This window comes from Xiashengella succiniciproducens (genome assembly GCF_023674465.1).
GTDB classification, from domain to species: domain Bacteria; phylum Bacteroidota; class Bacteroidia; order Bacteroidales; family Marinilabiliaceae; genus Geofilum; species Geofilum succiniciproducens.
This window is the reverse complement of the sequence record NZ_CP098400.1, coordinates 505733-526733: the sequence shown is the minus strand read 5'-3', so window position 1 is coordinate 526733 and position 21001 is coordinate 505733. Positions and strand designations below refer to the sequence as shown.

Sequence of the window (21001 nt, the reverse complement as noted above, 5' to 3'; positions counted from 1 at the left end):
AGGAAATTTATATCTTCATTTAATTACTGATATAATTATTAGTTAAACTTCCAGTAATCCAGGTTGAATAATTCACCTTCGCCGCCTTTGAATACAAAATAAAGATCGTGTACGCCTTTCACCTTCTTTACATTTGTAGTAAAGGTTTTCCAGGTCTCGGCGCCACCGGTAGAATGGATATCGCAAACACCCAACAATTGGCCGTCGACATTACCCAACCTTATTTCGATTTTCCCACCTGAAACAGAAGCAGCACTCACTTCGAAGCTTTTCGCTCCTTTTTTGAAATCGACCTCCCGCACCCGGATATAGTCGTTGTTATGAACTGCGGTAACATAGATTCCACCCGAAGCGTTCGATTTGGTTTTCAGCCCTTCGCACCAAGCAATAGTTTCCGCCTCGGTGCGTTTGTATGGACTTAGTGTTCCTACCGGATTGACGGGTGTTCCCTCTTCCCACCAAGGCAGTTCTTGGATAGTACCGTCGGGGTTAAAGGTGATTTCAGCCACACAGACAGAGCGTCGTTCGTGATGTTTATCGGTCTGCCGAAAGTTCAACAGGAAATTGAAACCGAACACATACCATTTATCTTTATACTGAATTACGCCGGGATGATTGCCCGATGATCTACGGTCGGGTTTCATAATATATCCTTTGAATTCCCAGGGACCAACCGGTGTTTTACCCATAGCATAGCCTATCCCTTCGGGGCAACAAGTGCTGGCATAGGTGATGTAATAATAGTCGTTACGTTTGAACACCCAAGGACCCTCCTGATAATGGTAAGGCGATTCACGATCTTCTCGTTTGGGGAATGTTTTGTCTTCTACAATCTCCCCCGAGGTAGAGATCATATCTTCGTTGAGCTTTACATAGTATAGGGTGGGATTTCCCCAATACAGATATGCCTGTCCATCATCATCAATCCATATATTCGGGTCGATATCATACCAATGCTCTTTTTGCCACACCAAGGGTTTGCCGATCGGATCGATAAAAGGCCCGAAAGGAGAGTCGGCTACTAATACACCAATCCCATTGCCATGTAGTGGGCAATAAAGGTAGAACTTCCCGTTGCGTTCAACACAATGAGGTGCCCAAGCCCCATTCTCTTTGTTTAGCCATTTGAAATCCTTCAAGGAGGCTACCGCACCATGATCAGTCCAATTGACCATATCGGTACTCGTATACAATAACCACTCCTTCATCAAAAAGCGCCCCATCCCCTCCGGAGCGTCATCTTCATCGTGGCTGGTATACAGATATACCGTCCCGTCATGAACCATGGGAGCCGGGTCTGCCGTAAACTTGGTTTGCACTACCGGTCGATTCTGAGACATCCCTTTCATAAATGGGAGCACCGCCATAAGCAACAAGAGACCCCAAACAGGCCTGCAACATTTGATGTTATACATTATTCTTATCTATTTAAATTGTACCTAAAAGTCTCAAATAAAAGTTGCATGTGTCAGATAAAGTATTTATCCTTAAGGTGTTAAATAAAAAATAACACTCACCCGACACATGCAATACAATAATAGTAAAAAAATCTCATTTACTGCCAGTTCAGTAAAGGAAGAGTTCAGTTCAGAAAAATTAACGTCATATTCAGGGTTAAGCGTAACCTCTGATTTTATCAACCATTGCGGCATTTATCGTCGGTTGGAACATCTTTTCCCAACCACCCGGCACAATGCAAGCCGTTTCAGTACAGCCCAAATACTCTCAAGTGTCCTGTTGGCTTCGTTGTGCGGTGTTCACCGTTTGAAGCGGATTGAAAATTTCACCTTTGACGCCTTGGTTTCCCGCTTGTTTTTGGTGAAAGTAAAGCTGAAAAACCATCACGCATGATTTTTGGGTAAACGATATTCTTTGGCAACTTTCGTCATTTGCCTACAGTTTATCGGTGCTCATGCGATACCGGGGCGACTTTTGGGTTTGGCGCCAAGAGCACTCTACCTTCCGAGAATGGTTTATCCGAGTGCCGGGAAAAGTGGTGAAATCCGGCAGGCAGGTCACGGTAAAAATGCCAAAGGAGTATTACCGAAAAGCGGGGTGGCGTGATTTTGAGCAGCGAATAACGACAACGATGACCGGATGACGGATTTTCACTTAATCGTCCATCGCCATCTTTCGTGTCGTAAAAGGGTTTATGACAAGGAATTGCCATGCCTTGGAAGAGTGGTAATGTTAATATATATAAAAACGCCACCATAAAAAGTAAATCAACACGTTAAACGTGCAAGAAACAGTGAAGATGAAAAGAAAATAAAACGGTATCTCTCGAAAAAAAGAGATATTCCGCTTTGAAAACTATTAACTTGAGTTGGGAATTTCAAATGAGATTTTTAAATAACAAAAAAAGGGGCTGTCTAAAAAGATTAGGCAGTCTCTTTTTTTGTTTGATTTTTTTCTCGAAAAAGTTGGTTATATAATTGATATATAGTATATTAATACTATAAATCAATCCATAATGAAAAAAGTTGTTTTCAAAGAGCTTCCAAACAATCAAGCTCAGTTATTCCCTGAAAACCTCTTGGATCGCATACCAGCAGACCATCCAGTTCGTCTGGTTGATAAGGTTGTAGATCAACTGGATATCACATCTATACTAAATAAATACAAAGGTGGTGGTGCTAGCAGTTTTCATCCAAGAATGATGGTTAAAATACTGTTCTACAGTTATTTAAACAACATATTTTCGTGCAGAAAGATTGAAAAGGCTTTACAAGAGAATATTCATTTTATCTGGTTATCAAAGGGCTGTGTTCCAGACTTTAGAACAATCAATTATTTTAGGAGTACCCGTTTGCAGGGAGAAATTAAGACCATCTTTGCAGAAGTAGTTAGATTACTGCATGGTATGGGGTTTGTGAGTCTTCAGGTACAGTATGTTGATGGAACAAAAATAGAAGCTACCTCAAACAGGTACACCTTTGTATGGCGAGGCACAGTTGAGAAAAACAAAGCAAAACTGGAAGAAAGGATAAGGAGTATTCTTAAAGATATTGATAGTCAAATTAAAGAGGACTCAAAAACTCTCAACAAAGAAGATTTGCCCCAATCAATAGACTCAGATTTATTAAAAAGCAAAATAGCTGAGCTTAACACCAGGCTTAAGGATACAAATAAGTCCACATCTAAGCAACTAAAGCAATTACAGGAGGAACATCTGCCACGGTTGGAGAAATACGAGAAGCAACTTGACACTCTGGGGGATCGCAACAGTTTTAGCAAGACAGACGAGGATGCTACTTTCATGCGAATGAAAGAAGATCATATGAAGAATGGGCAGCTGAAACCAGCTTATAATCCTCAGATTAGTACAGAGAACCAGATTATTACCCATTACAGTATCCATCAAACCCCAGGTGATACAAGAACATTAAAGTGTCATCTGGAGGGATTTAAAAACCAATATGGAAGTCATAGCTCTACGGTCGTTGCAGACGCCGGCTACGGAAGCGAGGAGAATTATGAATACCTGGAAGCAAATAATATAGAGTACTTTGTCAAGTACAACTACTTCCACAAAGAACAGAAAAGAGCATTTAAAAAGAATGCATTTCTAAGCCAAAACCTATATTACAACGAACATGAAGATTATTATGTATGCCCGATGGGACAGCATATGACCAATAAAGGTGAAAGAAAAGTGACTTCTGAGAATGGGTATGTATCAAAGGTGACACGTTATCAAGCGCAAAACTGTACTGGATGCCCGTTGCGCGGACTTTGTTTTCAAGCTACCGGTAATCGAATAATAGAGATCAATCACAGGTTAAGGATCCTAAAAAAGAAGGCCAGGGAACAGCTATTAAGTGAACAGGGCCTATATCACAGAAGTAGACGCCCAATAGAACCGGAAGCAGTGTTTGGACAAATAAAACACAACAACAAGTTCACCAGATTTACACTGAAAGGCCTTAAGAAAGTTGAAATCGAGTTTGGCCTGATAGCTATTGCTCATAACTTAAGAAAAATCATAGGCAAAGGTGCGTGTGTTTCAAAAACAGTACTCCAAAATGCAATTTTCTTCTTGTTTGAACCCCTATATGCAAAAATCCAAAAAGGAATATGGAATTTTCGTAAACATGTTCATCTAAAAATCGAAATCTATTCTTATCAACTTGCTTAAATTGAAAAAGAGGTTGCCCTTAATTGGACAACCTCTTTTCTTTATTATCGGTTTCGATCTTGAACTCTAAGAATGATAAAGAAGCGGAGGATACAATCCTAAGCCCGAATCCGAATTCCCACTTCCACTTAAGTGCAAGCGAAGGGAATCCTTGTTTGATAAAGGCATATACATAAGGATGTACCCACAGGGTCATTTTTCTAACTTTTTGCTCTTGCTTAACTAACCGGATAGCATTTTCAATCTTGTCGGTCAACAGAATGGAGGGTGAAACAGTACCCGTACCCAGACAGGATGGACATTTCTCTTCGGTATCAATATGCATTTCGGGTCGCACCCGCTGACGCGTAATTTGCATCAGACCAAATTTGCTCAAAGGCAGAATATTATGCTTGGTTCTGTCATTGGCCATCACCTCTTTCATCCTTTCATAGACTTTCTGGCGATGATCCAGATCCTGCATATCAATAAAGTCGATTACAATAATCCCTCCCATGTCACGCAACCTCAATTGGCGGGCAATTTCTTCGGTTGCTGCCAGATTTACATCCAGAGCATTGTTTTCCTGGCTTGAAGAAGACTTGGAACGGTTTCCGCTGTTGACATCAATCGCATGAAGGGCTTCAGTATGCTCTATTATCAGATACGCACCACTTTTGAATGAGACTGTTCGGCCCAGAGAAGCCTTGATTTGCTTTTCTATACCAAACTGATCAAACATCGGGCTTGACCCTTCAAAGAGTTTCACAATCTTTTCACGACCGGGAGCTATAAGCCCCACGTAGTCTTTCATTTCTTTAAAAACCTTGTCATCATTGACGTATATCGACTGAAAGGATGGATTAAACAGGTCTCTTAGGAAGGCTGTAGTACGGCCAATCTCACCCATAATCAACCCGGGAGCTTTTGTGTCTTTTAAGTTTACTACTGACTCTTCCCAACGTTTGACAAGAGTACGCAGCTCCTTATCAAGTTCAGCCACACGCTTACCTTCAGCTACAGTTCTGACTATTACTCCATAGCCCTTTGGCTTAATGCTTAATAGCAGTCTTTTCAGACGGTTACGTTCCTCATTCTGTACAATCTTCTGGCTGATTGAAACCTTATCAGAGAAAGGTATTAGTATCAGGTTACGGCCAGCAATGGAAATTTCAGAGGTCAACCGTGGTCCTTTGGTTGATATTGGCTCCTTGGCTATTTGCACAAGGACCTCCTGTCCTACCGACAAAACCTCCGAGATCGTACCGTTTTTATTGATGTCACTTTCCGGTTTTAGTTTATGCAAGGCAGGCACTCCTTTTTTGCCGGAGGCAATCATTGTTACGTATTTCTGGAGGCTCCGAACCTGTGGTCCAAGATCGAGATAATGCAAAAAAGCATCTTTTTCGTAGCCTACATCAATAAACGCAGCATTCAATCCGGGCATGATCTTCTTCACCCTGCCCAAATAAATATCGCCTACTGCAAATTGAACATTACTAAGCTCTTTTCTCAGCTCGACCAATCTCTTGTTTTCGAGCAATGCAATAGTAAGTTCTTTAGGAGTGACATCTACGAATAGTTCTGCACTCACTAAACTACAGTTTTGATTAGTTCAAATTTCAAAGAACGTTTCTCTTTCAAAGTAAAAGAACAAACAGAAGAAAACTCTGTTTGTTCTCTCAATACCTTAACTTCAGAACAGACGACTATTTCTTTTTATGTCTATTCTTTCTTAATCTTTTTTTCCTTTTGTGGGTGGCCATTTTATGCCTTTTCCTCTTTTTTCCACTTGGCATGGTAGTACTATTTATGAATTAATTATTTCTTAGTATCCTTAACCTTGCTAACAAAGCTCTTGGAAGGTTTAAATGATGGGATATTGTGTGCAGGAATAATAATGGTTGTGTTCCTTGAAATATTCCTTGCAGTCTTTTCTGCTCTGCGCTTAATCACGAAACTACCGAAACCCCTGAGATAAACGTTGTTACCTTTTACCAGGTTTGCCTTCACAGTTTCCATAAAAGCTTCCACGGTCTTTTGTACCGTAACTTTTTCAATTCCAGTATTTTTCGAAATCTCGTTTACAACATCAGCCTTTGTCATTGCTTATTAAATTAATTAATTATCAGTTAATTAAATGCCTATATTCAAAAATCAGTGTGCAAATATATATCGTTTTGCAATCAAAAAAAAACTAAAAGACTGATTTTTGAGGAATTTTTTCTGTCTTCCGGCTTTTAATTGCCTATGAACTACAGTTTTTACTTCTATTACTCCCCTTTGTGATCTCTGTCTGACCCGAGCCAGCTAGCAAGTTAACACATTGATTACCAAAAGAGGTCTTAAACTTAGTTCAAATAGCGAAAAAACGAGAACTTTTACTATCTTCAATCCACTAGAAACAATGACCGGTGAAGATTCTGTATTGTATTCTTGGAGTAGTTATTTCAGTATTTACTGCTAAAGCCGAGTTAAGCAACAAGATGTTTGACATCAAACATCTTGGCTAAACAGAAGGCCTTAGCAGTCAGCGAGTTTTCTCAATTATCGAGGACCAGCATCATGCTATCTGGATTGCCACAAAAACAGGTATAGACCGTTATAATGGCAACTTCGTAAAAAATTACGTACTACCGGGTAACTTTCATTACGGCGACATGGCAGGTCGCCGTCTTCGCCTTATCTATGACGATACTTTAGGCATCCTGGCATTCGACAATACAGGAAGGATCTTTAGTTATTCTGCCGAACACGATGAATTCTGGATTGGCACTTTTAATGAAGGGCTGTGGATATGGGATCTCCACAAAACCGCACTATACCCGATAAAGGGGCAGGATGCAAACTTCTCAAATCCCATCCGGGCTATCTGCAGGTATGATAATGAAACCTTCCTGCTTGGGGTTGACGGAGGTGGGGTCTATAGCATCGGCAAGGACTCAAAGGAAGCCAGGCTCCTTATGAGTACAGACGACAGTACCGACATCTACCTGCGGGGCAATGGCATATATGCATTGAAGACTGATGTCCAGGGCAATATCTGGATTGGCAGTTATTCAGGTGGGGTCTCTGTTGCAATCCTTCCCGACTATCAAACACAGATCCTGAAACATGAAAAGGGCAATAGCCAATCCATTGCAAACAACAATATCAACGCTATTGCTGAAAATAGTGACGGCAGGCTGTGGTTTGCCACCGACGATGGAATCAGCATATATAATTCCAAACAGAATGAGTGGACCCACCGCCTGAAAGGCTCTGTGGTTGTAACCTTCTGCAATGGCGAAAATGGCAGCATCTGGGCTGGAACCTATGGCAACGGGGTCTTCTTGCTAAACGCCGACGGGAAGGAGATACGCCATCTCAGTCAGGAAGCTAATATTCTGACAACAAACTATGTATTTTCAATAACCAGGGATAAGGATGGGGATATTTGGGTCGGAGGCCATAACGGACCTTTGGTGCTCGTCGACAAAAATGGCAGGAGAAAAAAGACCTATGATATTAAATGGGTGCATTCAATTGAGACCTTAGCCAACGGAACTGTTAGCGTTGCAACTGTAAATGGGTTTTATATTATTGACAAAGTCAATGACACACTGAAGAACTATGCGTCCTTCACAGAGTTTTATCATAAGAATGCAAGTGCTTACATCGTATCAATGCTCTTTAATGACGATGGCACCGTATGGCTGGGAACCGAAGGTGGCGGATTAAATCTGACCAACATAAACCTAAACAAGGTATTGGCCGAGGAGTTGATTGATTTCCAGTCCTATTGCGACAAAAAACAGGTTCAACTGAAACTGGAACTGCCTGCAGAAGATATATTTATCCGGGCTGATAAGCATATTGCTGGACAATCTGATATCCAACGCCTGTAAATACACCTTGTCGGGTGGTGAAGTGTCTCTAGTCCTGACAGCAAACAGACAAAAGGCAAACATTACGGTTAAGGATACTGGTATTGGCATCCCTAAGAAGGATCGTAAATATCTTTTCAAAGAAGTCTTCAGAGCCGAGAATGCCCAAAGCTCACAGGAAAAAGGGAGCGGGTTTGGCCTCTTGCAGGTTCACCGTATCGTAAAATCAATGCAGGGTAAATTGTCTTATCAGTCGGAAGAAAACAAGGGAACCAGTTTTACGATTACTCTGGCTCGCAGTTTTGAAACCCGGGATACTTCACCCAGGTCACTGACCGACCCGTTGAAACCTAAGATCTCAGTTCCAATAAGTGCCCCCTTAAGGACCAGGACCTTAGCAGAAGATAATGAGTTAAACAAAGACTGCATACTAATTGTCGAAGACAATGATGCCCTGCGTTACTATCTGAAGCATACATTTAGCCCTGATTACAAGGTTGTCGATGTTGCAAACGGAGAAGAAGCGATAGTGAATTTGGGGTAGACGAACTTTGCCAGGAGATGGCAATGAGCAGGACGCTGTTTTTTAGCCGGCTGAAATCTCTTACCGGTAAAGCACCCCAGGAATTCATCCGACTAATCAGGCTTCAAAACGCTGCCGAACTGTTAAAAAATGGATACAGTGTTAGCGATGCATCTATACAGAGCGGTTTTGCAAACAGCAAGTACTTCAGTTCACTTTTCAAAAAGACTTTCGGCGTGCAGCCCAGTAAGTTTCAGCATCCCGACTAAGCCTCACTTTCCTGCCACAGCCATCTGACAGACAATAAAAATGTCAGATTTCAAACCTTCTTTGTCAGAAATCAAACCCGTCTCTTAACAGCTCTTTGCATATTTGAATAAAATTAAACCCAAAAACTAATTCAATGTGTAGGAATCTTATCTCGTGTTTGCTACTAATGTGTTGTTTCAACCAGGCAGGCTGTTCTCAGGACATTGAGGAGCCCAAAGAACAACTGCCTGACAACCTGGTATTCATTGATGAGTTTGAGACCTTCAATGACAAGGTATGGACAAAAGAAAGACATGAACCGGGCTGGGTAAACAATGAATTACAGGAATATCGTCCCGAAAATGTCTCTGTTGGTACTGATCAGGGTAAATCAGTTCTCATTATTACTGCCGAACGCAAGGGCAACAACATTTACTCAGGTCGGGTCAACAGTCAGGGCAAGATGAATTTCAGGACTGGCCGTATTGAAGCCAGCATCAAGCTCCCTAAAACTGCCAATGGTCTATGGCCCGCATTCTGGATGATGGGCGACAATGGTAAAAACTGGCCCACCTGCGGAGAGATTGATATTCTGGAAATGGGTGAAAAGCAGGGCATCCTGAATGGTACTTCGGAAAGTCTTGTCAACGTTGCTATACATTATGGTGAAGACTATACATCACATCGCCAGGAGTACTTTGCCAAGCTGCTTGACCATAGCCTTCTGGATGGAGAATATCATATTTATGCCTTAGAGAAGACTGCAAACAGGCTAACTATAACCATTGACGGAATAGAAATCAGAAGTTTCGACATCAGTCCAGTAAGTGGCCGCCAAGAATATTTCAAGGATGAATATTATGCACTAATCAACCTTGCAGTAGGAGGTAATTTTCCTGGAATACAGGACATAGATGAAATCACAGCCTTGCCAGATGATGGCAAGGCCTATATGTATGTTGATTGGATTAAAGTGTTTGACCTCTAACAAATAATAATACCTATGAAAGTAAGCAATATTAAAAAGAGATTGTTCCTTGGAACAATGTTTCTTTATCTGCTAGGGAGTACCCACCCCCTGGAAGCTTCACTTCCTGAGAGCATCTTCTTTGCTCAGACTAACTCAAAAGTTAGTGGAACGGTAAAAGATGCTACTGGTGTAGTTCCGGGTGCTAACCTTATTGAAAAGGGGAATCCGACTAATGGAACAGTAAGTGACATTAACGGTAATTTCTCTATCAGCATTCCCGAAGGATCTACCTTGGTTGTAAGTGCCATCGGATACAAGACCCAGGAAATTACAATCACTAATCCTTCAGCGCAACTTAATATCTTACTCGAAGAAGATGTGCTATTACTTGACGACGTTGTTGTAACAGCCCTGGGTATCAGGAGAGATCGCAAAGCACTCGGTTACGGACTTGAGGAAGTTCAGGGAGAGGCCTTTACCAAGGCAAGGGAGACCAATGTAATCAATTCTATGGCAGGTCGTGTGGCTGGCCTTGTAGTAAGCCAGACTGCAGGAGGTCCGTCAGGATCTACCCGAGTCTTGTTGAGGGGTAACACTGAGATTACTGGCAACAACCAACCGCTCTATGTAGTAGACGGAGTACCTCTGGATAACACCAACTACGGTAGTGCCGGCACCTACGGCGGTTATGACCTTGGAGACGGTATCTCTGCAATCAGCCCCGATCTCGAGCCAGGTGTTTACAAACTGACTGGAAAAGCTGCTGACAACAAGGCTCTGTACTTTTACAGCAATGGTGAACTGGTCACCGATTTGGATGTAACATTTACAGCAGTTACTGTACTCTTTGAGGGGCATCACTATGTATCCTGGGATTATGAGGATGGCAACCCCAATAAGACCTTTAATTTGATTGGCAAGGATGTATTTGCCGCTATGAGTCCTGGAACTGTAATAAATATCTATTACTCTCTTAATCCGGATGCCGGATATTGGCAAATGCAAACAACCACTGCATGGTGGACACAATTGCCGGGAACCGGGACTACTGACCTGGTGGGAGATGGAGTAATAGAACTGGTCCTGACTCAGGAAATGTTAGATTTGATACAGGCTCAAGATGGATTCCTCTGTGTAGGACATGGTTACTATGTTGACAGGGTAACCCTTGATTAAAGAGGATGAAAAAGGAAGGAGCTGCCGGTTGGCAGCCCCTTCTTTTATTGTATTACTCTGATTAGAATTATTTAAAATTCCACTTGCAGTTTACATTGTTGAAATCAAACGGAGCAAGAGTTGGAGTACTGTCAGCAATTGAGACAAGAGCCAGTTTTTCATCAGTACCTGGAACAGCCTTAGGCATAATCCTGAAAGTTCCGTCAGTAAGCTGGTCAATTCTCCACAATTGTTCAGGAGCACCAGTAAACTCAGGTACAGTGGTTACCTCTTTCTCTGCTGTAGCAGCAAGAGCCCTGTTTGTTCCTTCAATAACAATCTTGAAGTAAGGACCGGCAAGAGTACCACCAGCTTCAGGAACTGCAACGACAGACCATTTTTGGTGTGGTCTTCCGATGTAGTCGCCAATTCTAACGCTAATTTCACCTTCAGGCCATGTGCCAATTACATCATCCAGTTTCTGGGCAGCAACAGGTTCAACCGGAGTATTTTCATCCATATTAAAGAATCCTCTTGCAGCACGGGGCATACGAACAAAATCAACAGCCAATTCGAGGCCATAACCCCTTCTTTCAGATTCGATTTTATAAGTACCGTCTTTGAAGAGTTCACCACCTATTGGCCATCCATCCTTCCAAATCAGTGGACGGATAGCAAGTACACTGTAACCACCCTGATCAAGGTCAGCTTCATAGTGCAAAGACATCTTTTCAACACCTTCTTCTTCGATAAAACGACCAAAGTGACCAGCACCAATAAGTCTGTCACTACCACCGATAACCATCTTGGCTCCACCTCTCATCATGTCTCTTCCCAGGTGGTCAACATAAGGACCAGTTACATTTCTTGAGCGACCCACAACAATATTATAGGTAGAGTTGGATCCATCACAGCAGGTTCCATGTGTTCCAAACAGGTAATACCATCCATCCCTGTATTCAAGGTCGGTAGCTTCGCAGTCAATAGCAACATCTATAGCTTCGTTGCCTTCAACGCGTTTACCTGTTTCGGGATCCAGTTCAACGATGCGTATAAAACCAAAGTATGTTCCATACGAACACCACAGACGACCAGTTGTAGGATCTAGCAGAAGACCTGCGTCAATAGCGTCATTATCTTCAATACCGTCTGATTCGGCAACCACTACTGCTTCGGTAAATTCGAAATCAGGAGATTTAGGATCCAGAGTCTTGTTCCACATAGTCAATACACGACCATTGTGACCTCCACCCAAACCACCACCTGTTGCACTGTATGCAACAAGATAACGATCTCCAATTTTAATTACATCAGGAGCCGCACCTCTACCGGGACGTTCAGCGCCACCGTACCAGGCCCAACCATCTTCTGAGATCAAACCTCCACCACCGGTACCAAAAGTATAGTACTTACCATCGCATTCAGCAATAGTAGATGGGTCATGGATAAATGGTCTTCCGACCTGGGCCTGTACCTGAGAGCAAACAACCGACAAAGAAATGGCCGATATAGCCGATATAATATATCTTTTCATCTGACTTTAATTTTTTGAGTTAATCCCTTATTCAACACTTATCTTCAGGTTCTTAATGGGCTGACCGTTCTCATCAAGGAACCTGACGCAGAAGTCGCTCATACCAGGTCCGTTGATTACAGAACCTCTTACTATGTTTCTTCCCTTTTTAAGAGTAAGACGTTTAGACATAACATCGTCCATAACCATACGCCTGTCACCTGACAGAAATACAGCTTCCTCGCCGTTAAGCCACCACATTGAAGCTGAGTTTGAACCTACAGACATCCTTACATTCTGGATTTCTTCAGGACAATCGATAATTGTTACTGCCCAGAAAAGTACACCATATTCAGGCTTGCTAAGCCCATAGGCAAACCGGAATAGCTTTACATTGAACAACTTGCTGTCAAGAGCATGCCAGGCCAACTTGTCCTTGCCAACCTTAACCGTTTGACCATCCTTGGGTACTACGGTAAATTGATTCTTAAAATAAATAGTATCAAAGGTTTGGCGCATATAACTATCTGTAAACAGAGTATTTGTCCTTATATCCTTCATTATAGGCTCAAGCAAAAGCCATCTGCGAATAAAGCCGTCTTCATCCGGACTTACTGATCCTTTTCCGGCCTTTGTAAAATAGCCGTCAATGCTTCTTTTGGTATCAAATAGCGTTGGGTCATTTTCTGAACGCCTTGCAACCCTAACATCCTGTGCAGTAACTTCTGCAAACAATGAAAATGCAAGACAGCACACCACCAAAACAGTTTTGTTGCTAATCCTCATAAGAATAGTAATTGTTTAGTTAACACAAAAATAACTGATTATCTAAAGGTCAGAGATATGGTTTAGGACCGTAAATATAGCTTTTTTTTGTTTATCTTAATATTTATTCGAACTTAGAAAAAGGGTTTGATAAGCCATAGAAGTTTTGTAATTTAGCTCCATAATATAACCCGATAATAAGTAAATCGATAATGCTTAATAAAGTAATACTTATAGGAAACGTAGGGCGTGATCCCGAAGTCCGTTATCTAGATAAGGAACAGGTTGTAGCCAACTTTTCACTGGCTACCACTGAACGTGGATTCAAGACCCGTGACGGCCAGGAAATACCAGACCGTACAGAATGGCATAATATAGTTGCGTGGAGGGGATTGGCAAAGCTTGCAGAGAACTACATCAAGAAAGGATCTCAAATCTATGTGGAAGGCAAGCTGAAGACCCGTTCCTATGATGATGCCAATGGTGTAAAAAGATACACTACTGAAATCTATGCTGATGTAATCCAGCTATTGGGCCGTAGGCAGGACAGTGATTCTGGTTCATTCCAGACTCCAAAGGGCAGCACTAATGTCGGTGGCTCCACTCAAGGCCAAAGTTCGGGTGTTCAAGAACCTCCTCAATCTGGTCGTGACATATTACAAGGGGAGAATGGTTACGATGATGACCTGCCCTTTTAACTAAATTGTTGAGCATTTGGAAGCAGACACAGTTCCTCAATTCATACTTAATTCTCCGGTGGTGACTGAAATAGCAACTTTCACCACCAAGTCTGTAATTGCCCTTATTTTGACAGTAGTATTACTGCTTGTATCAGCCTTGCTTTCTGGCGCCGAGAATGCCTACATGGTGTTAAGGCAAATGGATCAGAGCAAGCCGGATGACAGCAGGGATAATGTTCTCAAGCGATATGCCAGGCATTTCGAGAACCCAGAACAACTGCACACAACCATAGTTATCTGCAGCAGTTTCATAAATATCTCTGTAATACTTGGGATTACCCTGTTCTTTCATGGACTCCTGACAGATCATATGTCATCTGTACAGGCTTATATATTATTGACAGTTGTTGCAGTCTCTATGATTCTGATTTTCGGAGAGGTGCTGCCACGTATTTTTGCATGGAAATACCCTGTCGGTTTTGCAGGGTTGATGATTCGCCCACTTTCTTTTTTGAAGAAACTGCTATGGCCCTTCCTGTACATATCAGCAGGATTTACCGGACTGGCAAACAAGCGTCTGGCAGGTAATATCAAAGGCTTGTCGCTGGATGACATATCACAGGCTCTGGATTTTGACGATGAATCCATTTCTGAGGGCAGGGAATTACTAAAAGGCATCGTTACCTTCGGAAATACCAACGTGGTCGAGATTATGACAGCGAGGGTGGATGTTGTAGACATAGACATAGAGAGTGATTTTACAAAAGTCATCGGTCTAATCGTTGAGAGTGGCTACTCACGTATGCCCGTCTATGAGGACGGTCCGGACGACGTAAAAGGCATCCTCTATATCAAGGACTTACTGCCTCACCTAGACCAGGACAGCAGTTTTGAATGGCAGAAGCTGATAAGACCAGCTTATTATGTGCCTGAGACCAAAAAGATCAACGACCTGCTGCAAGAGTTCAAGACTCAGAAGATACACATGGCAATCGTTGTTGATGAGTATGGAGGTACATCTGGTATAGTTACCCTTGAAGATATCCTTGAGGAAATAGTCGGGGATATCAGCGACGAGTTGGATGATGACGAAGTCACATTCACAAAACTGCCTGATGGCAGTTTTATTTTTGAAGGCAAGACCCTGCTGAAGGACTTTTTCCGTATCACTGAGGTGTCACAGGAAACATTCATAAGCCTAACCGATGAACCTGAAACGCTTGCCGGACTGATACTGGAACTGAAGGGAGCGATTCCTGCCAGACAAGAAGTTATTGAGCACTCGGGCTATAAATTTACGATACTTGCATCCGACAATCGAAGGATAAAAAAGGTTAAATTCTCCAGAATCTGATAGGATGAAACGATTTCAAAGCATAGCTGTACTGGCAGCCATAATAGTATTCTTTGCCTCTGCCGGTTGCAGGCGAACTGAGGTTCCCAAACCCATGGGCTACTTCAGAATTGATCTGGAGGAACCGGTTTATGTCAGGCTTGACTCGGCTATGCCATATAGCTTTGAGTACCCCAAGAGCACAGTAATAGAAAGTGATGTAGCACCCGGTGCAGAACCATATTGGATCAATATTCTCTATCCGCGTCACAATGCCCGGGTACACCTCAGCTACAAAGAGGTTGAAGACAACCTCTACGAACTATTGGAAGATAACATAAAGCTAGCATACAAGCATGTCGTCAAAGCAGATGGCATAGACGAAGATATATATGTAGACGAAGACAAGAGTCTGTATGTAATGCTTTTTGATATAAAAGGAGATGCAGCCTCTCCCCTGCAATTTCTTGCCACTGACAGTGCCAGACATTTTCTGAGGGGCTCGCTTTACTTTTATGCAAGACCCAACCGGGATTCACTGGCCCCGGTAATTGACTATATCAAAACTGATGTGGTGCATCTTATCGAAACCCTTGAATGGAGAGACTGAGCTATGCCTGTTATATTCAGAAAAGAAGGGACCGACGGGGCTCTGCTGGCCGTGTGGAAGATTACCGAACCTGAGGAAGAGCTGATTTCGAGACTCAGACTTACTGATTCGATGGAAAGGCGTCTTAGTATGATAACACATCCAGTACGTCGCCGTGAATGGATAGCATCTCGTCTGCTGATACAGGAACTCAACGGTGCAACAGCAGAGATTGTTCACGCAGAAGACGGACGCCCCACACTTGCATCCATGGATTTGCATGTAAGTATTACACATACGAGGGGCTATGCAGGTGTGCTACTCTCACCCAAAGGCCCTATTGGTATTGATATTGAATATCCATCAGAAAGGCTGGTCAAGTTGTCCGACAGATTTGTAAACGATTTTGAGGCAGCTCAGATGAATGGGATTAATAAGCAAACAGGATGCGCTCTGATATGGTGCTCAAAAGAAGCGGTATTTAAGGCCCTAGACCAGCCCGGTCTCCTGTTTAAGGAGGAAGTGGAAGTGGAAGGGCTTTCAGGCATGCCGGAAGGCATGCTGAAAGCGCGTGTTAAGCGTGATAATTTTGAGACAAAGCTGGACCTAAACTATATAGTAAGTCCTGACTATTACCTTGTATGGAGTTGGTAATTAAGAATACAGTATGATCTATAGTTACATCAAGGAATCTGTTGCACAGAAAAAGAAACTTCTGGCTCTGCTGATCGATCCGGACAAGTGTCCTCCCGAAAAGATGGAACAAATCACGGAGATACTCAGACAACACAGACCTCACCTGCTCCTGGTCGGGGGCAGTCTTATTTCAACCCCCATAGCACCACTTGTAGATTATCTGAAAAGCAGACTAGATCAACCCGTCATACTTTATCCAGGCAATCCTTCGCATCTTACTCCCAACGTTGACGGAGTGTTGTTTCTCTCAATGATTTCAGGACGTAATCCTGAACTCCTGATAGGTCATCATATTGTTGCAGCCCCATTTATAAAGCAGAATAATATTGAACCCATAGCCACCGGATATATGCTGATAGACGGTGGTTCACCTACTTCGGTTGAGTATATTAGCCAGACAAGTCCAATCCCTGCAGGGAAACCGGGCATTGCAGTAGCTACAGCCATAGCTGGCGAGATGCTGGGATTAAAGTTGATATATATGGATGCAGGTAGTGGGGCTAAAAACTGCATAAGTGCAGAAACAATAAACATGGTCAAGCAATCGCTTAATATCCCGCTGATGATAGGAGGTGGGATTTCAGATGCCGGAAAATTAAGGGCAGCCTTCGAAGCAGGAGCGGATATTGCAGTAGTTGGTAATATTTTCGAGAAAGACCCTTCTTTGATTGCATCCTTCGTCGAGACCACAGAGTCATTCAAGCCTTGACAACAGAGGGGCAAATCCTGACCATACGTGATACACCGAGTATCAGGCACCAGTCCTCCAGATGCCTGATTAAATCAGCACCTAGTTCGCTAAACCATTATACAGCAGATGGCTATTATGTCTGATTAAGCGTATGTGCATTAAATCTGCATTTTAATCTCCCATAGTTTTGATTTTGAAAGTCGATGTGTTATATTTGTGGACTTATAGGTCTTCTTATCTTTTATTAAAATATAATAGCCATGGAACTAACAAAAAACAGCATTGTCGGAGCCGTAGTTGCAGACAACTTCAGAGCTGCAGATGTATTTAAGAAGTATGGGATAGATTTCTGCTGTGGTGGTAATATAACAATTGCAGAAGCAGCAGAGAAAGCCAACGGTCCAGTTGATGATCTGCTTGAGAGTTTGAATGCAGCGACAGCACAGAAAGATCTGGAGTCAGACTTGTTGCAAAGACTCGAACTGGATGCCCTTGCAGACCATATTGTAGAAAGGCATCACGCCTATGTCCGTGAGAATGTACAGAGCATTCCACCCTATCTTGAAAAACTTGCACAAGTACATGGAGACAGGCATCCTGAGCTATACAAAGTGAGGGAATTATTCGCACAGGCTGCAGAAGCCCTAATGAGTCATATTAGCAAAGAAGAGGCCATATTATTTCCAAGAATTCGTCAGTTGGTTGCAGCAAAACACCAGGGCAGCACCCCTCCACCCTCTCCATTTGGCAGCATAGCCAATCCAATAGCAGCCATGCACAAAGAGCATGATGACGAAGGAGAGAGGTTCAGACTCATATCAGAACTGACCAATGGATACACAGTACCTCAGGATGGCTGCAACACATACAGGGTGGGTCTGGCCAAGCTGCATGACTTTGAGAATGACCTGCATCGTCACATACATCTTGAAAACAATATCCTTTTCCCCAGGGCAATCGAATTAGAAAAAAATCTGTAATTTAGCCTTCAAAGGAATGGATATGTTGTCGAAGGCATCAGAATATGCAATAAGAGCATTAGTATATATAGAAACCAAGAACCGGGGCAATAATCGCCCCGGTTATCGTGAGATTGCTGCTGCAATAGATGCTCCTGAGCAGTTTACCGCCAAGATACTACAATCATTGGTCAGGCAGGGAATGCTCAATTCGGTACGTGGACGAGGAGGAGGATTCTTCTTTGATGCAGATGCCGATCCACTAAAGCTTGTAGATGTAATTACTTCAGTCGAAGGGAACAAACTCTTTACAAAGTGCGGCATTGGCCTGAGCCAATGCTCGTCAGAATCCCCATGCCCTATTCACCATGAATATGCAGTAATTCGTGACCGTTACCTTAATTTGGTAAGCCAAACGACTATTCAAATTTTAGCTGACAGGATAATGGAAGGAGATGCCGTTCTCAACCGCCTCAACCTCCTTGATTCTTAAGCCTTGTGATAAATTATCATAATAAACCACAGGACTAAAGTAAAAATTCATATTTTTGCTTGAAATCACTTATAATAATTACTTTACCCAAGCAAAAATTATGATGTTTTTACAAGCCTCTCAAGTCGTCAAGAGATATTCAAATCATCTTGCCCTTGACAGAGTAGATCTGGAGGTACCGGAAAGCTCAATCTTCGGTCTTTTGGGCCCTAACGGAGCAGGAAAAACTACCCTGATCCGGATTATCAACCAGATTACAGCCCCGGATGAGGGAACAATAATGTTTAATGGAAGAAAGCTCTCTTCCAAAGATGTTGTAAATATAGGCTACCTGCCGGAAGAGAGAGGCCTTTACAAAAAGATGAAGGTCGGAGAACAGGCCCTTTACCTTGCCCAGCTAAAAGGCTTGTCAAGGCAGGATGCTCTTAAGAAGCTCAAGCTTTGGTTTGAGAAATTTGAAATTCAAAACTGGTGGGACAAGAAGGTTGAGGAACTGTCCAAGGGTATGCAACAGAAGGTACAGTTTATCGTCACCGTCCTCCACTCCCCTGCTCTGCTGATCTTCGATGAACCTTTCAGCGGATTTGACCCCATCAATGCCAATATCCTGAAGCAGGAAATACTGAACCTAAGGAACTCAGGTGCTACTGTTATTTTCTCTACACACAATATGAGTTCGGTAGAAGAAATTTGTGACAACATCACATTGATCAACCAGGGTAAAGCGATTCTGTCGGGTAAGGTCAATGAGGTGCGTCGTCGTTACAATGAAAATATAGCAAAGATTGAGTTTAGCGGAGACAAATCCAATGTAGTATCTTCCCTGGGATCAGATTATAAGATACTTGAAGAAAAAGAGCAGGACAACATTTATTCTTTGCTGTTAAAGATGCCTGAAGGCGCAGATATCAACAGGATGCTGCAGCAGGTGATGGCACACTGTCATATCCACAGCTGCCAGGAAGTGATGCCCAGCATGAATGATGTCTTTATCCGTGTAGTAGGTGAGAGCCAAAAACCCAACTAAACCAGCCTGAAAATGAACAATATACCATTAATTCTCAAACGCGAGTATTTGACCCGGGTACGCAAAAAGAGTTTTGTGATAATGACCATACTGGGTCCTTTATTCTTTGCTGCAATGTTTGTAATCCCGGGTTTGCTTGCCAATATGAGCGACACCAAGACCAAGGTAATCGCAGTAGTTGACAGAACCGGTGCCTATGTTGACAAAATCAGGGAATCGGACCTTATCAAGTTTGAATATATTGATCCAGCATCTGAAAGCAATCTCAAGGAAGACTTCACCAACTCAGGATACTATGCCTTCCTGGTTATTGAGGACAACCTGCTTGAAAAACCAGATGCCTTAAAGCTATACTCAGATGTTGGGATAACTATCGATGTCAAGGACCATGTCAACAACAGTCTTAAAGAGCACCTTCGCGCTGAAAAACTTAAGAGTTTTGAAGTAGAAGGTCTGGACTCGATAATTGAAGATATCAACAAGGTTAGGATTAACATGACCACGATCAAGTTGGGAGATGACGGCAGCGAGAAGGAAAGCTCCACTGAGATTGCTATGATAATAAGTATAATATGTGCATTTCTGACATATATGTTTGTTTTCATCTACGGAGCCCAGGTAATGCAGGGTGTGATGGAGGAAAAGGCCAGTCGTATAGTGGAAGTTATTATATCTTCAGTGCGCCCCTTTGAGCTAATGCTTGGAAAAATCATAGGTATTGCACTTGTGGCTCTGACCCAGGTGGCTTTGTGGATAATACTCACTGGAGTTATTGTTACAGCGATAAAGGCTGGCTTTACAGGTGGAATAGACCAGGCAACTCAAATGCAGGCTCTTGATATGGCTGCCGGCAGTATGGATCTTGAAAGCGGAGCAGCTCAGGCAGATGGATTCAACATCGACGGTTTATTGAGCTCAATCAACAGCCTGAATCCTTTAAGAACAGTATTTCTGTTTATCCTCTATTTCATCGGCGGTTACATGATCTATTCATCCCTGTATGCTGCAATAGGTGCTGCTGTAGACAATCAAACTGACACACAGCAGTTTATGATGCCAATTACAATACCTATTTTGATAGCATTCTACGTGGCCATAGCTGCATTCAGGAACCCTCACAGTGATCTGGTGTTCTGGTTTTCAATGATACCGCTCACCTCGCCCATAGTAATGATGGCTCGTGTTCCCTTTGACGTACCCATATGGGAGATACTTGTTTCACTGGTTGTCCTGTATGCAAGCTTTGTATTCACTACCTGGTTTGCTGCCCGCATATACAGAGTAGGAATCCTGATGTATGGTAAGAAAGTCACATACAAGGAACTGTGGAAGTGGTTCCGTTATTCAGATAAATAGGTTAGTAGTGAGTAAAAAA

20 protein-coding genes and 1 pseudogene are annotated in these 21001 nt (G+C 42.6%); 16 read left to right on the top strand and 5 right to left on the bottom strand.

All coding sequences use genetic code 11. The features are described from left to right. Positions 1-38: 38 nt before the first annotated feature. The gene (locus M9189_RS02200; protein WP_256469268.1) at positions 39-1340 is read right to left on the bottom strand and encodes a glycoside hydrolase family 43 protein; all 1302 of its coding nucleotides are present in this window, start codon (positions 1338-1340) and stop codon (positions 39-41) included. A 184-nt stretch (positions 1341-1524) separates the two neighbouring features. Here M9189_RS02200 and M9189_RS02195 point away from each other — a divergent pair, with 184 nt between their 5' ends. After that, positions 1525-1851 carry a hypothetical protein gene (locus M9189_RS02195; RefSeq protein WP_250724293.1) on the top strand — a complete coding sequence of 109 codons (327 nt, stop codon included), beginning with the start codon at positions 1525-1527 and terminating at the stop codon, positions 1849-1851. 622 nt (positions 1852-2473) lie between these two features. Further along, positions 2474-3994: pseudogene (locus M9189_RS02190) on the top strand (IS1182 family transposase); the annotation flags it as partial. Between the two features lie 163 nt (positions 3995-4157). Here M9189_RS02190 and M9189_RS02185 read toward each other — a convergent pair. After that, positions 4158-5711 (bottom strand): Rne/Rng family ribonuclease, encoded by a 1554-nt coding sequence (locus M9189_RS02185; protein ID WP_250724292.1) that lies wholly within the window; start codon positions 5709-5711, stop codon positions 4158-4160. 227 nt (positions 5712-5938) lie between these two features. Continuing rightward, positions 5939-6223 carry an HU family DNA-binding protein gene (locus M9189_RS02175; RefSeq protein WP_250724291.1) on the bottom strand — a complete coding sequence of 95 codons (285 nt, stop codon included), beginning with the start codon at positions 6221-6223 and terminating at the stop codon, positions 5939-5941. Positions 6224-6777: 554 nt separating this feature from the next. Between M9189_RS02175 and M9189_RS02170 the strand changes: the two genes are divergently transcribed. The 5 genes from M9189_RS02170 (at position 6778) to M9189_RS02150 (ending at position 10901) form a co-directional block, all read left to right on the top strand. Continuing rightward, on the top strand, positions 6778-8004 hold the full coding sequence (locus M9189_RS02170) for a ligand-binding sensor domain-containing protein (protein ID WP_250724290.1): 1227 nt from the start codon (positions 6778-6780) through the stop codon (positions 8002-8004). Beyond that, positions 7973-8527: a sensor histidine kinase gene (locus M9189_RS02165; protein ID WP_250724288.1), complete on the top strand. Its 555-nt coding sequence runs from the start codon at positions 7973-7975 to the stop codon at positions 8525-8527. Before M9189_RS02170 ends, M9189_RS02165 begins: the two co-directional genes overlap by 32 nt. A 17-nt stretch (positions 8528-8544) precedes the next feature. Further along, positions 8545-8775 (top strand): helix-turn-helix transcriptional regulator, encoded by a 231-nt coding sequence (locus M9189_RS02160; RefSeq protein WP_250724287.1) that lies wholly within the window; start codon positions 8545-8547, stop codon positions 8773-8775. Positions 8776-8909: 134 nt separating this feature from the next. Beyond that, positions 8910-9743 (top strand): glycoside hydrolase family 16 protein, encoded by an 834-nt coding sequence (locus tag M9189_RS02155; RefSeq protein ID WP_250724286.1) that lies wholly within the window; start codon positions 8910-8912, stop codon positions 9741-9743. 15 nt (positions 9744-9758) lie between these two features. Beyond that, positions 9759-10901 carry a carboxypeptidase-like regulatory domain-containing protein gene (locus M9189_RS02150; RefSeq protein ID WP_250724285.1) on the top strand — a complete coding sequence of 381 codons (1143 nt, stop codon included), beginning with the start codon at positions 9759-9761 and terminating at the stop codon, positions 10899-10901. 67 nt (positions 10902-10968) lie between these two features. Here the strand turns inward: M9189_RS02150 and M9189_RS02145 are convergent, their stop codons facing one another. Together M9189_RS02145 and M9189_RS02140 are read right to left on the bottom strand one after the other, a co-directional pair. Beyond that, complete coding sequence (locus M9189_RS02145; RefSeq protein WP_250724284.1) at positions 10969-12414, bottom strand: family 43 glycosylhydrolase; 1446 nt, start codon at positions 12412-12414, stop codon at positions 10969-10971. Positions 12415-12441: 27 nt separating this feature from the next. Continuing rightward, a complete protein-coding gene (locus M9189_RS02140) occupies positions 12442-13179 on the bottom strand; it encodes a hypothetical protein (RefSeq protein WP_250724283.1) in 738 nt (245 codons plus the stop codon). A gap of 191 nt (positions 13180-13370) precedes the next feature. On the opposite strand from M9189_RS02140, the gene M9189_RS02135 reads away from it, so the two are divergent. The 9 genes from M9189_RS02135 (at position 13371) to M9189_RS02095 (ending at position 20982) form a co-directional block, all read left to right on the top strand. Further along, positions 13371-13856, top strand: a complete 486-nt coding sequence (locus tag M9189_RS02135) for a single-stranded DNA-binding protein (protein ID WP_250724281.1) — start codon at positions 13371-13373, stop codon at positions 13854-13856. Positions 13857-13872: 16 nt separating this feature from the next. Continuing rightward, the gene (gldE, locus tag M9189_RS02130) at positions 13873-15192 is read left to right on the top strand and encodes a gliding motility-associated protein GldE (protein ID WP_250724280.1); all 1320 of its coding nucleotides are present in this window, start codon (positions 13873-13875) and stop codon (positions 15190-15192) included. A 4-nt stretch (positions 15193-15196) separates the two neighbouring features. After that, positions 15197-15781, top strand: a complete 585-nt coding sequence (gldD, locus tag M9189_RS02125; RefSeq protein WP_250724278.1) for a gliding motility lipoprotein GldD — start codon at positions 15197-15199, stop codon at positions 15779-15781. A gap of 3 nt (positions 15782-15784) precedes the next feature. Next, complete coding sequence (locus M9189_RS02120) at positions 15785-16414, top strand: 4'-phosphopantetheinyl transferase family protein (protein WP_250724277.1); 630 nt, start codon at positions 15785-15787, stop codon at positions 16412-16414. A gap of 13 nt (positions 16415-16427) precedes the next feature. Then, on the top strand, positions 16428-17165 hold the full coding sequence (locus M9189_RS02115) for a geranylgeranylglyceryl/heptaprenylglyceryl phosphate synthase (RefSeq protein WP_250724276.1): 738 nt from the start codon (positions 16428-16430) through the stop codon (positions 17163-17165). Positions 17166-17407: 242 nt separating this feature from the next. Continuing rightward, complete coding sequence (gene ric / locus M9189_RS02110; protein ID WP_250724275.1) at positions 17408-18127, top strand: iron-sulfur cluster repair di-iron protein; 720 nt, start codon at positions 17408-17410, stop codon at positions 18125-18127. 16 nt (positions 18128-18143) lie between these two features. Beyond that, entirely contained in the window at positions 18144-18599 is a 456-nt protein-coding gene (locus M9189_RS02105) for an RrF2 family transcriptional regulator (protein ID WP_250724274.1), read from the top strand. Positions 18600-18699: 100 nt separating this feature from the next. Beyond that, entirely contained in the window at positions 18700-19626 is a 927-nt protein-coding gene (locus tag M9189_RS02100; RefSeq protein WP_250724273.1) for an ABC transporter ATP-binding protein, read from the top strand. 12 nt (positions 19627-19638) lie between these two features. After that, the gene (locus M9189_RS02095; protein ID WP_250724272.1) at positions 19639-20982 is read left to right on the top strand and encodes an ABC transporter permease; all 1344 of its coding nucleotides are present in this window, start codon (positions 19639-19641) and stop codon (positions 20980-20982) included. Positions 20983-21001: the final 19 nt, after the last annotated feature.